This window comes from Paenibacillus sp. NMA1017 (genome assembly GCF_058895805.1).
Window position 1 is genome coordinate 40,159 of record NZ_JBZXYR010000012.1, and the last position, 14,695, is coordinate 54,853.

Genomic DNA, 14,695 nt, shown 5'->3' on the forward strand with positions numbered 1-14,695 from the left:
CGGGCTATCTTCCTTTCTCCGTCAGTTTCCGTAAAGGCAATGTAATTCTAAAAGTAGTCTGTAATCTATCTGTATTCTCTTCTCCATCCTGTTGCAGTTCAATCGTTCCTTCAAGGCTCTCCGCGACCTCACGCACATAAAACAATCCCATACCGGTCGACGGCTGTCCTTCCTCATCATACTTGGTCGTATACCCTGGTGTGAAGACCATTTCCCGTTTCCGCTGAGGAATACCCGGACCGTTGTCGGTAACACTAAAGGAAGCTATATCCTCTTTTCCCGGAAGACAGCGAATAGAAACGTCAATCCTTCCGTCGTCCCTCATTGCTTCAACCGCATTGGCTGTCAGGTTATTAATAAGTGTCAAAACGGTATAAACATGTAGCTTGGGCAACAAAGGATCGACATCTAGGGTAAAACGAATAGACTTGTCCAGTGATTGGGCGTACTTGCTGTTCGTTCGGATGATTAGCTCCCCAAGTTCTTGAGAAGCCATGTAATGCACTCCGCTTTCGGCATCAATCAGCTTGGACAAACCAGCAAAAATCCGCTGGCTGTCTTTTTTAATCTCGTGAACCTGTCCGGAAATACGAAGTGCCTGTCTGGCGTAATGATCTCGGTCCCTCAAAGATTCATCCTGTTGCAGCTCACGGTACAGCTCGTAGCTTTCACGAGTGATTTGTTCTGCATGTGATAGCGTTTTGCCTAACTGGACCGACTCCTCATACAAGTCCGATACAAGGAGTAAAATTCGCTCCGTCTGCTGCCTTTGTGCCTCTTCATGCTGGATCGATTGATTTAACCGAATCATATTATAAAACCCAAGCACGAAGAAGCTGCGGATCATAGCCATGAAAGCTACTTTGCTGATCTTAATGATGTCCCAGAAGTCTCCATCAATGCTCCACCGGACGCTAAGTTCCGACACACTTGCGGCAACCTCAATCCCTACAGAGAGGATGCCCACACGGAGTGCGCGGTAAGGCTCAGCATTAATGTTAAGGAGCTGGAAGAGCAGACCGTAGACCATGTAATAAAAAAAGGTAGGGCCATGCAGGATCAGCAACTCTTCAAAGGAAGAGCCGGGCTGAGTGTAATGATTGAGTAAGATGCGAAAGGCGACTACCGCTATCCCTGTAAGCACTCCCGATAATGCAGGCGGAATATGACGAATAGATAACAGAAAGAAAAAAAATACAGGCGTACCAAAGCTGAGACGGAATGTATTAGCGAACGGGTGAATATTCAGCTCACCTGCGAGCGGTACAAATACAAGCATGAGCAGGAAAAGGAGCGTATTCAACTTCATCCATATTCACCTCCTGGGTATTCAGTCAGAAAGGCAATGTGAGCTAAATTCACAGGCTCGCCGTTAAAGTTTGTGAATTTATAGAAAAAAATAAATGCAGCTGTAGATAATTGTCGGTTTTTATAGATCAGATTGTAGTATAAATAACATCATTTGAATATTAAGAACAGCATACTGCAAAAATATACAAATCAGCCAGGGGGGGACACGAAGTGAAAAAGATTAATTTGACGATGCAAATCTTTATCGGTCTGGCTTTAGGTATTATTATTGGTGCCTTATTTTACGGCAATTCAGGGGTGGAAGTCTACTTAAAGCCAATCGGCGATATTTTCATCCGCTTGATCAAGATGATTGTCGTGCCTATTGTGATCTCAACGCTCATTATCGGCGTTGCCGGCGTGGGCGATATGAAAAAACTAGGTAAACTAGGCGGGAAGTCTATTCTGTACTTTGAGATTGTAACGACAATCGCCATCCTTTTCGGACTACTTGTTGCCAATCTGGTTCGACCTGGTGACGGCGTGGACATGTCCCACCTGGCGAAGAGTGATATCCATTCCTATGTGGAGACTGCAGAGAAGTCAGGCCATAGCTTTATAGATACGATTGTGCATATTGTTCCTACCAATGTTATTCAAGCTCTGGGCGAGGGAGATATGCTGGCTATTATATTCTTCTCCGTACTGTTTGGACTAGGGGTAGCGGCGATTGGTGACAAAGGCAAGCCTGTGCTGAATTTCTTTGAAGGCGTAGCCGATGCCATGTTCTGGGTAACCAATCAGGTCATGCGCCTGGCTCCGTTCGGAGTATTTGCCCTGATTGGAACGACAGTGGCCAAGTTTGGGTTGGCCTCGTTATGGCCGTTATTGAAGCTTGTTTTGTCAGTGTACGGCTCTATGGTGCTGTTCATTGTGATTGTTTTTGGAATTATCGCCAAGCTTTGCGGTACCCGTCTCTGGACTATGGTTAAAATTTTGAAAAGTGAGCTGTTGCTTGCATATTCGACAGCCAGTTCGGAAAGTGTTCTGCCTAAGATCATGGAGAAGATGGAGAAGTTCGGATGTCCTAAAGGAATTACGTCCTTTGTCATTCCGATTGGGTATTCTTTTAATCTGGACGGTTCCACTCTGTATCAGGCACTGGCTGCAATTTTCATTGCCCAAATGTATGGCATTGACCTGCCAATCACGACACAAATCACGCTGGTGCTAGTTTTGATTATTTCCTCCAAAGGTATTGCAGGGGTGCCGGGTGCTTCCTTTGTCGTATTGCTCGCTACACTTGGAGCAGTGAACCTCCCGCTGGAGGGTTTAGCTTTTATCGCTGGTATTGATCGCATTCTGGATATGGCGCGTACGGTAGTTAATGTATTAGGTAACTCGCTTGCCGCCGTGGTCATGTCCAAATGGGAAGGCCAATATGATAAAGAAAAAGGCGAGGAATACGTTGCTTCAATTAAATAAGATATAACGAACTAAATAGTTGACAGAAAGAGCACTTTTGCGCAGTAATGCAAAGGTGTTCTTTCTGTTTCCAGACTTGTTAGAATCCTTCCTTTTTCGACATTTTTCGATGTTTATTGTATGAATATATAGGTATATGGACATAAAAATGATTCTTATTACCTACATAATTATAGATTTATTTATAATGATTCTTAATAAAATTCCGATATTAAACTATATCATTTTATATATTGGGCTTAGAAGGGAAGATCATATATGTTTTTTAAGAAAAATGAGACCCACTCACTTGCTCCTTTAGTAGAAGAAAGCCGCAAACTCTCACAAAGAATACAGCAAAAGGATTATTCTGCTTCAATACAGATTTCCTCAGCATCTTCCGAGGTTCAAGAAATCGCAAACAATGTAAATCAAACGATCGAGTCCATGAAAAATGAGGCTCGGCACGTCGACATCCGTTTGAAGCTTGTCACCAAGGCGATAGAGATTGGCTTATGGGACATGGAGGTGATTGCGGGTGATCCCGTCAATCCAAGTAATACGTTCACATGGTCAGAAGAATTCCGTTCTATGCTGGGGTATCAGAACGAAAAGGAATTCCCCAATGTATTGGACAGTTGGTCATCCCGACTGCATCCCGAAGATCATGACTCAGCGTTGGCGGATTTGTCCAATCATTTACTGGACTATACGGGAAAAACGCCTTATGACGTACAATATCGTTTGAAGCTGAAGCATGGGGAATACCGCTGGTTCCGGGCTACCGGAACAACGATCCGCGACCAGCAGGGAGTGCCGCTTCGGATTGCAGGCGCTCTGTTGGATGTGCATGATCAGAAGATTAAGTCCGAGGAGCTTCAGGCATTGGTTACAAGATACGATCTCATTAATCGTGTTTTGGTGGAGGCTCCATATGACGTCATTCTGGCTGATGGAGACATTGAAAACCCAGATAATATATTTTGGTGGTCCCAGCAATTCCGCCACACTTTGGGTTTCACGAATGAGCAGGACTTCCCAAGTGTACTGAGCAGTTGGAGCTCGCGTATACATCCTGACGATGCCGAGCATGCGTTTAAGGCTGTAGTTGATCATTTAAATGATTATTCAGATCGTACGCCATATGATATGGAGTGTCGCTTGCAAAGTAAAAATGGTGAATATCGCTGGTATCAAAATAGTGGAAGAAGCATACGCGATAGTAAGGGAGTACCTATTCGTATTGCCGGGACAATCCGTGATATAACTGTGGAAAAGGAGAAGCAGGCTGTTGCGGATGAACTCACGCTCAAAATCCAGCATCTCTCCGATTCCATTACGGAAATGGTGAACGGTGTTAACTCGGTTAGTAACCAGGCGCAGGAGCTGGCTACGGCTCAGGAGCAATCGACAGAGGCAGCGAATCAAGCCAAAGTCAGTGCAGAAGAGACACAAAACATTTCCAACTTCATTAAAGAGATTGCGAATCAAACGAATCTGCTGGGTCTGAATGCTGCCATTGAGGCATCGCGTGCGGGCGAGCAGGGGCGGGGTTTTGCGGTAGTCGCAGATGAAGTGAGAAAACTCGCTATTCACAGTGCTGATGCGACCGGAAATATTGAGACCAGTCTGGACGAAATGAAGACACTCATCGAGCGTATTCTGCACAATATCGGTAATATGTCTACGCTGACACAGACACAAGCCGCGCTAACGCAGCAAGTGAATGCATCTACGGACGAGATCAACAGCATGTCCAAAGCTTTGTTGGATTTTGCGAGAACAATGTAAGGCTTCATGTAGAAATGAGGCCGGGCCTTAGGTTCGGTCTCTTTACTGTTTTTGGAAGATGAACTATACTTTTCGAGGATAGATATAAAAATCACCTCATAGTAACTTTATGTGGAAAAGAGGAATATACTTGAGCTTACTTAGTTCAATATTGGTCGGAATTGTAGCTCTGGAGCATGTGTACATTCTAATATTGGAAATGTTTCTGTGGACGACTCCGCGGGCGATGCGTACGTTCGGTACTTCGAAGGAGCTGGCGGAAGCAAGCAAATCCTTGGCTGCAAATCAGGGGCTGTACAACGGATTTTTGGCAGCCGGATTAGTGTGGGGTTTGTTCTATCCGGATAATGTGATCGGGCGACAAATCCAACTATTCTTTGTCATTTGTGTGGTAGTGGCTGCGGTGTATGGTGCATTAACTGCCAATAAGTCTATTTTATTAAAGCAAGGCCTGCCTGCCATTCTGGCACTGATCAGTTTGTGGGTACTCTGAGGACACCCTTACCGGGTGTCTTTTTTCTAGATTCGATCACATAATGTCTGGAATGCTAATGACAAGGGGAATAAACAGTTTTTGACCGATTGTAAATCCGACTATTCCGATTTATAATAAATTCATTACATACTAAGAGGACACGGGGGCTAGAGCGATGCGTCGTAATTTGACTGGTGTATTGGTATTCATTGTATTGATGTTGGTTGTAAGTGCATGCTCCGGCGGGAATTCTGGATCTACGTCTGAGACGAATGGGAATACGCCCGGCACAGCTACCACAACAGCTGATAACGGACAGCCTAAAGATGGTGGCAGCCTGATCATTGGCGTACAAGCTGATCCGGTGGTGCTGAATCCGAACTATGCGGGTGATCGGGTAAGTCTGACGATAGACCAGGCGATATTCGCACCATTGTTTCAGGTGAACAATGGCAAAAAGACATTTTATTTGGCGGACAGTCTGACCCCTTCAGCAGACAAGCTGACGTATACACTAAAACTGAAGAAAAATCTGACTTGGCATGATGGCGAGAAGCTGACAGCTGACGATGTTGTTTTTACCATTAACAAAATTTTAGACGAGAAGCAGCACAGCTTTTTGAGAAGTAATTTTATGGTTAATGGCAAACCGGTTCAGGCGAGCAAGGTTGATGATACCACGGTGGATTTCAAGCTTCCTCAGCCAGCTCCTGCTTTTGAGGCGGCACTGGTACAGGTATCCCCGATTCCGAAGCACATTTTCGAGAATGAAGCGGATATTGAGAAAAGCACGAAAAACAACTCTCCAATTGGATCAGGTCCTTTCAAGTTTAAAGAATACAAAACCGGTGAGTACGTTACACTCGAACGGTTCGATAACTATGTTGGCGGAAAGCCGCATCTGGATTCAGTAACATACCGGATTGTTAAAGATTCAAATGCTGCGAATTTGGCCCTTCAAAATGGTGAGATCAATGTAAACTATCTCGATCCACAAAATGTGGAGACCATTAAAGCAACAGATAAGTTTGACATTTTCCCTTACAGCGAAGGTCGCTTGGCTTACCTGATGTTTAATGAAAACAGTGATACGAAGCAGTTGAACAAAAAAGAAGTACGTCAGGCGCTTTCTTATGCACTGAATCAGGATGAATTGATTCAGGTATCCTATGGCTCCAAGGATTATGCAGACACTGCGAAATCTGCTTTGACACAGGACGTACTGTATCACACGAACGACGTTGCATTTTTTAATAATGATGTGAACAAGGCAAAAGAGCTGCTGAAATCAGCTGGCGCTGAAGGACTGAAGCTGCGCATCATCATTCCGGGCGGCAACAAGGTACAGGAAGCGCAAGCACTCTATATCCAGCAGAAGTTCAAGGACATAGGCGTTCAGCTGGACGTGAACAGCATGGATTCCTCGGCATGGTCGCAAAAGTTTGTCGATACGAATGCCAAGGACTTCGATTTGGCGATCAGCGGCTATATCATGGGGTATGACCCTGACGCGTATCGTATTTTGTATAGCACCGGATCGTCCTCCAACTATTCGCATTATTCAAATAAAGAAGTGGATAAGCTGCTGGAAGAGGGCGCGGGTGAGTCGGATACGACTAAACGTGGAGAAATTTATAAAAAGGTACAGGAACTGCTGGCTGAGGATGCTGTCATCTACCCGATTGCTTACACCAAGACTATTGTAGCTTTCGACAAGCAGTATGGCGGTATTGATCAAGCTGTGTTGAAGCCGGTCGTGATTTTCGAGGATTTGTCCAAAATTTATCACAAATAAGACAGGGTTTTCAAAAATAAGCTGGGCTAACCAGCTTATTTTTTTCGAAAACAGCAAGGGGAAGGGAAATGTATGAGACAACTCATCGCCAGAAGGTTGCTGCAAGTTATACCGATGCTATTTTTTGTGTCCATCGTCTGCTTCGGCTTGATCAAGCTGGCTCCAGGTGATCCGGTTCTCTCTTTTGTTACACCGAATATGCATCTGGAAGACATTGAACGAATGAGGCATAGCTTGGGGCTGGACCAGCCCGCTTATGTGCAGTACATATTATGGCTTAAAAAGAGCCTAACAGGTGATCTCGGCTACTCGCTAATTAATCACCAGCCTGTGCTGGATCAGATTCTCGATCGTCTCCCGGCTACAGCCGGGTTAATGGGCGCATCCATCATACTAGCTGTGCTGATTGCCATTCCACTCGGTTTGACGGCTGCGGCGAATCGGAATCGCTGGATCGACAAGCTCATTAATCTGATGTCGTACATCGGGATTTCTGTTCCGCTGTTTTGGCTCGGTATTTTACTTATTTATTTGTTTGCGATTTATCTGCATTGGCTTCCGAGTACAGGGATGCGTACCATCGGTACGGACTCGGTGCTGGATGTGATCAAGCATGGAATTTTACCATGTTTTGTACTGGCCTTCGGTTTTCTGTCTGTGTATGTGAGGTACATCCGTTCCAGCACAATTACGCAGCTCAAGGAAGAGTACGTGCAGATTCAATACGCGTTCGGGTCTGGAAAAAGACTGGTTTTGTTTCGACATGTGCTCAAGCATGTGCTGCTGCCCATCATTACGCTGCTCGGAATGTCGGTTGCGGACCTGGTGGCTGGAGCCATTGTGACGGAGACGGTATTTTCCTGGCCGGGCATTGGCTCGCTGGGCATGACGGCGGTAAAAGGAATGGATTATCCCGTCATCATGGGGATTACTTTATTTTCCGCTTTGCTGCTGATCCTGGGTAATCTGCTTGCGGATATCTTGTACAGCATTGCGGACCCGAGAATTAAATCAACGAGGTGAATTCATGAATCGGAGCAAATGGCGCAACATCGGGATCGAGCTGATGACGAGCAAAATGGGCGCCGTCGCCCTCATACTATTGATCGTATTCTCGCTGGGGGCGATTTTCGCATTTTTATCGCCGCAGGACCCGAATAAGTTGAACGTGCTGGAGCGTCTCCAACCACCGGGAGTAGCGCACTGGTTTGGGACGGATGATTATGGGCGGGACTATTTTACAAGAGCACTGTACGGTGGACGTGTATCATTGCTGGTAGGCTTCGCGTCCATGATTATTGCGACCAGTATCGGTGCAGTGGTAGGTATTGTGAGCGGATATTTTGGAGGATGGATCGATAATCTGCTTATGCGGGTTTTGGAGCTGATCATGTCGATTCCGTCTTTCTTGGTTATTTTGCTGCTGAGTGTGTTTTTGAAGCCGGGTGTCGGCAATATCATTGTCATTATCGCTCTGCTCATGTGGATGAACATTGCCCGGGTGGTCCGTGCAGAGACAATGACGTTGCGCGAACGGGAGTATGTACTATACGCCAAAGCTTCGGGACAAAGCACGTTTGGTATTATTATGAAGCATATTGTACCGAATCTGATTCCGGTAATTATCGTAGGGGCGACGAACAATATCGCTTCAGCGATTATGATGGAATCGTCACTGAGCTTCCTCGGCTTTGGTGTTCAGCTGCCGAACGCTACGTGGGGCAGTATGCTGAATAATGCCCAAGGATATATAGCACAGGCCCCATATATGGCATTATTCCCGGGTCTGCTTATTTTACTAACCGTGTTGAGCTTTAATGTTTTGGGGGATGTGCTGCGTGTAGGCTTTGAACCCAAATTAGTAAAACGATGATTTATAGTTTCATAGATTCATAGTACAGGCCCATTACAAATGGCTCCAGGAGCGACAGGAAGGAGCGAAAACACAATGACAGAACATCTACTGTCCGTCGAACAGCTGGAGGTCTCGTTTTTCACTCGTGAAGGGGAAAATCAGGCAGTTCGAGGGGTTAGTTTTCATATTGATGCTGGAGAAACGGTAGGAATCGTAGGAGAATCCGGGAGCGGTAAAAGTGTTACGGCGAAAGCGATCATGTCGATGATTGCCCCACCGGGCAAGCGGCTGAACGGCGATATCCGTTATCGGGGGCAAAGTCTGACCGCTCTGACGGAAAAGCAATGGCGCAAAATACGCGGAAACCAGATTGCGATGGTCTTTCAGGACCCGATGACCTCACTTAATCCGGTCAAAAAGGTCGGCTATCACCTGGTCGAGGTGATTCGCAGACATCGAGGACTGAGCAAGGAAGCGGCTACGCAAGCAGCTGTGGAGCTGCTGCGACAAGTAGGCATTACCGAGCCGGAGCGCCGAATGAACCAATACCCGCATCAATTCAGCGGCGGGATGCGCCAGCGGGTGATGATTGCTATGGCGCTCTCGTGCAGCCCGGAGCTGCTGATTGCAGATGAGCCGACTACAGCGCTGGACGTGACGATTCAGGCGCAAATCTTGGAACTGCTCAAGTCTTTGAAGCAGCAATCCGACATGTCGATTGCTCTAATCACCCATGATCTGGGCGTCGTCGCCCAAGTGTGCAGCCGTGTCATCGTCATGTACGGCGGCATGGTGATGGAGGAGGGACGCGTGGACGATATCTTCTATCGTCCGGGGCACCCATATACGCAGGGCCTGCTGCGTTCTGTGCCCCAGCGCACGAACGGCTTCCGTGAGCGGCTGGTGCCGATTGAGGGCACGCCGCCGGACCTGCTGAACCCGCCATCGGGCTGTCCGTTCATGGAACGGTGCCCGCATGCGTTTGCCCGCTGTGTGGAGCGGCCGCCGATGGTGGAGTTGCGCCCGGATCAGCGAGCGGCCTGCTGGTTGAACGAGCCGGAAGCAGGGCCTGCTGGAGTCTACGAGACGCCCGAAGCGGGCCATGCGGAAGGGGGGAATAACGGTGAGTGAAGCACATAATGGATTGGGCGAGCATCAGCCCTTGGTAGAGGTACATCAGCTTAAGAAGCATTTTGTGACCGCAAAAGATTTGTTAGGGCGTAGCTCTGAGGTGCTCAAGGCGGTGGATGGTGTGAGCTTTCAAATCAAGCGTGGCGAGACGTTTGGACTGGTCGGTGAGTCGGGTAGTGGGAAATCAACGGTTGGACGCTGTCTGACGCGGTTATACGATTATACTGAAGGTACGGTACGCTTTGACGGTCAGGATATTTCCAAGCTGAATGACAAACAGCTCAAGCCGCTGCGTAGGCGCATTCAGAGCATTTTTCAGGACCCATATTCCTCTCTTAATCCGGGTATGAACGTGCTTGACCTGATCGGTGAGCCGATGGATATTCACAGATTGCATCAGGGGAGTGAGCGAAAGGATGCTGTAGTGGCTTTGCTTGAAAAAGTAGGGCTGAAGCGGGAGCATCTGTATCGCTACTCGCACGAGTTCAGCGGCGGGCAGCGCCAGCGGATTTCCATCGCTCGTGCTTTATCCGTGAATCCCGAGTTTATCGTCTGTGACGAGCCGATTTCGGCACTCGATGTGTCCATCCAGGCGCAGGTCATTAACACGCTGGAGGATCTCCAGCAGGAGTTCGGACTGACGTATCTGTTCATCGCCCATGACTTGTCGATGGTTCGGCATATTTCAGACCGAATCGGTGTGATGTACCATGGGCGACTGGTAGAAGTAGCCGATGCAGATGAGTTGTATGAGCAGCCCGCTCACCCCTACACGCAGGCGCTGCTATCCTCCATCCCTGTGCCTGATCCGAGAGCGGTCGGAGAGCGGAATGGTCTGGGAAAAGGATTGGCTCAACCAGATGGTTCATTGGTATGGGACAAGGATAACAGCAGTGCAACCGAGCTGAGAGAAATCAGTCCCGGCCATTATGTAGCGTACCCGGTTAACCGTTAGGGTTAAGATCGGTTGTACGAGGTGCATTCCCCAAAGGAGGCAAAAAACGATGACTGAATCGACGAAAAGAGTACGTATTTCCCAATGGGACGCGCTCTTGCTGGAATCATTACGCTCTTTAGGCTGGTCCCAAGAGGAATTAATCCGTCGGGTGCAGCAAAATGAGCTGCCAACGGACGGACCATCCGATTTTGATTATGCGGAGCTCGCCACCGGGCTGGCGACCAAAGAGCCGGAGGTGTTTGTCAGCGCGGTAACGGACGGATACCAGATCAAGTACAATACGATCCGGGGCATTCGTTCGTGGATTGCCGTTGCGTTCGGGCGGGAGCCTGAGCTTTCACTGGAGGAAGGCGGCGAAGCCGTTACATCCGAACTGACGAAGGCTGAGTATGATCGGCTGGGGCGGGTGCTGTCGTTAGGATGGTTCATCCAGGAAGTACGTCCCACGGCTGGCGAGACTTCAGGATTATACCGCATTGTGCCTGCTTCACAGACGAATTAAATCCTGGGGATGAAGTAATATACTTTACCAGAAATTGAAACGAGCTGACCGTGAAGGCCAGCTCGTTTTTTAATGCAATCCTTCTTCATCTTTTTTATTCAGCATAACCAGACTATTGTGAATGATCCGTGTCATGCAGTAAAAGAAGGCCATTCTGGTGGTTTGCATAATGGCTCCCAACAACATGGACATCGATTCCATATCGGAAAAGTGTCGGATAAGAATCCGGTTAATAATTCCTTCGCCAAACCAGACAAAATATAGCGGAACAATCATCTTTTGAATATAACGAGCTTTACGCTCCAATTCGGGGTGGAGCGCAAAGTACCTATAAATATGGGTGAATGTATTGGAGAATCCCCACAAGTTAATAAAAGGAATCATGCGAGCAATGGCTCCCACGGTACGAATCGGATAATCGGAATGCTTTTGTCGGATGGCTTTATGTACTTGAACTAGCCAGATCAGATAGGTTACAAAACACATGTAGTACAGAACAAAGCTAAAAACTGTAAATTTTTGTTCTAGCTCGTATAGATGATCGTAATAAAAATCATTTGCGTAAATATACACTAACGTAAAAATAAGGATGAGAAATTCGCCCATAGTGCCCACTGCTAGCAAGGCTTGATGTACGCTGCCAGCTGTCTTGGATGGGAATGCTTTGGAATCTGAATCATTCAAGATGTACTTCCTCCCAGTCTAGTTGCTTCAAATACACGATAGCATCCTCCAGTGTTTCTACGGGGATAATGCGCAGCTTGAGTCCATGCTCCTTTTGGACTCGGGCAGCTTCTGCTTCGTTGCCTTCCTCCCCATACCATTCATAATCTGCCGGTACGAAAAATAGATCAACCTTTGCCGCCTCGGCTCCCAGCAGCTTTTGCTCCAGCCCACCGACCGATCCGACATCTCCGTATTCTTCCATCGTGCCAGAGCCTGCAATTTTGTGACGTCCGCCATCTGAAAAGTCGATGTTATTGGCTTCCTCATACAGTCCGATGCCTGTCATCAGACCCAAGGAATTTCCCGCAAGATCCTGCAAATGAGTCAATAGCTCCGCATAGCGAGCATCCTCCAATTTGCTAAGATTCGAGAAAGTTGTTGAATCACCACCTGTTTCGCTGTCTACACTTAATTCCGTCGCTGCATGTACAGCTTGCATAGCAGAATATTTTAGCGTGTCCGTCTCTGAAAGGTCCTTCAAATAAGAGTCCACTTCATCAGGGGCAATGGGTTCAAATTTAATCACACCCCCGGATACATTTTCACTGGAATATACATTCCAACGCTCCAGGAGATTGTTAGCAATACCCGTTTGAACAGACGCAAAAAACACGCTTCCCTGAACGCCAAGATCTTTGACCGGATGCATTTCTCCTTGCAAAATATACTGTGCAGGCATAGGCCGTGTTCCAATAAAGGCGGCGATAGCCGGGATCAGCAGCAGCGCGAAGATGAGTATACGTTCTTTGTTAATGCCAAATATCTTTTTGAGGAGATATGGATTACGGCTTGGCACCTCATTCACAACCTTTCCATCTTTCTCATACGGATATCATCGGTTGAAATGATTAGAAAGGTTACATTTTTCACCATAAATGACCGATAAGAGTATAGTGATATTCGTATTTTATGGTAAAAGAGGAAAGGAGACCTTTTAAATCTAATGAGTGAACAAGAAATACATGTGGGTGAACGTGGAGGTGGAACGATTGCCGCTGAACCGCACGCACCACGTCCATTAAGAATTGTTTTGACCTTGGTTGCAGGATTTGCTTTATTGATCCTTGGTTTGTTTCTGTCGCTAATCACAGGTATATTTCCTATCAGCTGTGCAGAGGTATGGGAAGTGTTGTTTTCTTCAAATCCCAATCCCATACATGTGGACGTTGTATATCACACTCGTATGCCATTTGCATTGGATATGTTGTTGCTTGGTGGATGTCTGGCTGTTTCAGGCACTCTTTTACAATTACGAACGGCTAATCGATTTGCATCACCAACCTTAACCGGACTTATGCCTGGGGCAATGGTAGGTCTATGTGTTGTTCTTTTGCTTGGGATGGACATAGATTCCTCTGTTAGTATGGCTCTTTGTATTGCAGGAGCGGTGTTAGGGGGATTCATTGTATTTACATTGAATAAAATCCGTTTCATTCGAGGACGGTCTGCGGGAGTTCATTTATTTATGATTGGTTTCATTATTGATGTTTTCCTTCGTTCAACATCCGGATTCATTATGTTACTTGGAGAATATGGAGAATATCAGCAAGAGTGGGCAATCTCTCAAGGAGGTTGGGGAATAAGAGAAGGATCGTTCACGTTTTGGCTTGCATTGCTGACAATCCTCGTTGTGGTATCTGTCTTTGCATTCCCCAAACAGCTTAGTCCGTTATACATTCCCTTCGCGATTGTGTTGACCGGCGTTACTGTGTGGGCATGTGGTACCATCGGATATATAGGACTTATTGTGCCTTATTTCATGCGTTGTATGATAGGAAACCGTCCAAGGCTTCTCCTTTTGGGCTCTGTCTTTTGGGGGGGAGGTCTGTTGATGCTGGCCAAAGTCATTTCCGCTAAAATCAACGAGCCGGTTGGGTATCCCGTAACCCCAGTGCTGGCCTGCATCGGCATACCCTTTTTGATCTTTATGGTGTGGAGAGAATGGAAAAGAAGCTCTCTGCTTGAAAGCAGTAGATTCTGAACAACATTTGCCAGATCATCAGACGCTCATTTTTTATGCTATATTTTATACATAAGGAAAATTACAGAGTTGAGGTGCAGCATGACATCAATGACTATTGTCGAATCATCCGTCAAACCAGGATTAATGGCTTTTCAGGCAAGCACTGAAGATCAGGCTGAGGTTCAGGAGTTAATTTTAGAGACGGCCAGATGGCTGCACAGCAAAGGCTCCACACAATGGGGACGCTTACTAAAAGGAAAAGATGATCACAACCTAGGCGGCGCTATTGCACGCGGAGAAGTGATTATTTTCCGAGCATCAGAGGATCATGGCTTGGCTGGCGCAGTGATCTTGCAGCAGCAGCCCAGTGCATGGGACCGTAAGTTGTGGGAATTAGACGAAACGGATTCTGAAGGAGGAACCTCCGTATATCTGCATCGTTTGGTTGTGAATCGCGATAACACTGGGAAGGGACTGGGCAGTGAGCTCATGCAGTGGATTGAGCAAGGCATCCGCTTCGCAGGCAAGGATCGAATCCGTCTAGATTGTATTGCGGGCAACGACAAGCTTAGCGAGTTTTACAAACAATGCGGCTATACTTATATAGGCGAAACGAACGGCTATAATACTTTTGAAAAGATGCTAATAAAGTCATAGAAAACTGAATCATACTGAAGGAATACGAAAGAAGGAAGCAGGTGGGATCTGCATTCTTCTTTTTTTGCTGTTTAGCCCTTTACTTTCT

14 protein-coding genes are annotated in these 14,695 nt (G+C 46.8%); 11 read left to right on the top strand and 3 right to left on the bottom strand.

From position 1 onward, the window contains the following. Positions 1 to 4: 4 nt before the first annotated feature. The gene (locus AC5ELV_RS22190) at positions 5 to 1,309 is read right to left on the bottom strand and encodes a sensor histidine kinase (RefSeq protein WP_493431906.1); all 1,305 of its coding nucleotides are present in this window, start codon (positions 1,307 to 1,309) and stop codon (positions 5 to 7) included. A gap of 212 nt (positions 1,310 to 1,521) precedes the next feature. On the opposite strand from AC5ELV_RS22190, the gene AC5ELV_RS22195 reads away from it, so the two are divergent. From AC5ELV_RS22195 to AC5ELV_RS22235, 9 genes are all read left to right on the top strand, one after another. Continuing rightward, positions 1,522 to 2,775, top strand: a complete 1,254-nt coding sequence (locus AC5ELV_RS22195; protein WP_493431907.1) for a cation:dicarboxylate symporter family transporter — start codon at positions 1,522 to 1,524, stop codon at positions 2,773 to 2,775. A 258-nt stretch (positions 2,776 to 3,033) separates the two neighbouring features. Further along, entirely contained in the window at positions 3,034 to 4,545 is a 1,512-nt protein-coding gene (locus AC5ELV_RS22200; protein WP_493431908.1) for a methyl-accepting chemotaxis protein, read from the top strand. A gap of 130 nt (positions 4,546 to 4,675) precedes the next feature. Then, positions 4,676 to 5,038 carry a DUF1304 domain-containing protein gene (locus AC5ELV_RS22205; protein ID WP_493431909.1) on the top strand — a complete coding sequence of 121 codons (363 nt, stop codon included), beginning with the start codon at positions 4,676 to 4,678 and terminating at the stop codon, positions 5,036 to 5,038. Between the two features lie 157 nt (positions 5,039 to 5,195). Continuing rightward, positions 5,196 to 6,815 carry an ABC transporter substrate-binding protein gene (locus AC5ELV_RS22210; protein ID WP_493431910.1) on the top strand — a complete coding sequence of 540 codons (1,620 nt, stop codon included), beginning with the start codon at positions 5,196 to 5,198 and terminating at the stop codon, positions 6,813 to 6,815. A gap of 72 nt (positions 6,816 to 6,887) precedes the next feature. Continuing rightward, positions 6,888 to 7,838 (top strand): ABC transporter permease, encoded by a 951-nt coding sequence (locus AC5ELV_RS22215; protein ID WP_023986565.1) that lies wholly within the window; start codon positions 6,888 to 6,890, stop codon positions 7,836 to 7,838. Between the two features lie 4 nt (positions 7,839 to 7,842). Then, entirely contained in the window at positions 7,843 to 8,688 is an 846-nt protein-coding gene (locus AC5ELV_RS22220; protein ID WP_493431911.1) for an ABC transporter permease, read from the top strand. Positions 8,689 to 8,763: 75 nt separating this feature from the next. Further along, on the top strand, positions 8,764 to 9,801 hold the full coding sequence (locus AC5ELV_RS22225; RefSeq protein WP_493431912.1) for an ABC transporter ATP-binding protein: 1,038 nt from the start codon (positions 8,764 to 8,766) through the stop codon (positions 9,799 to 9,801). Next, complete coding sequence (locus AC5ELV_RS22230) at positions 9,773 to 10,756, top strand: ABC transporter ATP-binding protein (RefSeq protein ID WP_493431913.1); 984 nt, start codon at positions 9,773 to 9,775, stop codon at positions 10,754 to 10,756. Before AC5ELV_RS22225 ends, AC5ELV_RS22230 begins: the two co-directional genes overlap by 29 nt. Before the next feature lie 49 nt (positions 10,757 to 10,805). Continuing rightward, the gene (locus AC5ELV_RS22235; protein ID WP_493431914.1) at positions 10,806 to 11,261 is read left to right on the top strand and encodes a hypothetical protein; all 456 of its coding nucleotides are present in this window, start codon (positions 10,806 to 10,808) and stop codon (positions 11,259 to 11,261) included. Positions 11,262 to 11,330: 69 nt separating this feature from the next. Here AC5ELV_RS22235 and AC5ELV_RS22240 read toward each other — a convergent pair whose 3' ends face one another. Together AC5ELV_RS22240 and AC5ELV_RS22245 are read right to left on the bottom strand one after the other, a co-directional pair. After that, positions 11,331 to 11,945 (bottom strand): hypothetical protein, encoded by a 615-nt coding sequence (locus AC5ELV_RS22240; protein ID WP_493431915.1) that lies wholly within the window; start codon positions 11,943 to 11,945, stop codon positions 11,331 to 11,333. Further along, positions 11,938 to 12,792: a hypothetical protein gene (locus tag AC5ELV_RS22245; protein WP_493431916.1), complete on the bottom strand. Its 855-nt coding sequence runs from the start codon at positions 12,790 to 12,792 to the stop codon at positions 11,938 to 11,940. Before AC5ELV_RS22245 ends, AC5ELV_RS22240 begins: the two co-directional genes overlap by 8 nt. Positions 12,793 to 12,930: 138 nt before the next feature. Here AC5ELV_RS22245 and AC5ELV_RS22250 point away from each other — a divergent pair, with 138 nt between their 5' ends. Beyond that, positions 12,931 to 13,968: an iron ABC transporter permease gene (locus AC5ELV_RS22250; RefSeq protein WP_493431917.1), complete on the top strand. Its 1,038-nt coding sequence runs from the start codon at positions 12,931 to 12,933 to the stop codon at positions 13,966 to 13,968. A gap of 81 nt (positions 13,969 to 14,049) precedes the next feature. Further along, positions 14,050 to 14,607, top strand: coding sequence for a GNAT family N-acetyltransferase (locus AC5ELV_RS22255; RefSeq protein WP_493431918.1), 558 nt, complete (start codon positions 14,050 to 14,052; stop codon positions 14,605 to 14,607). The last annotated feature ends 88 nt before the right edge of the window (positions 14,608 to 14,695 follow it).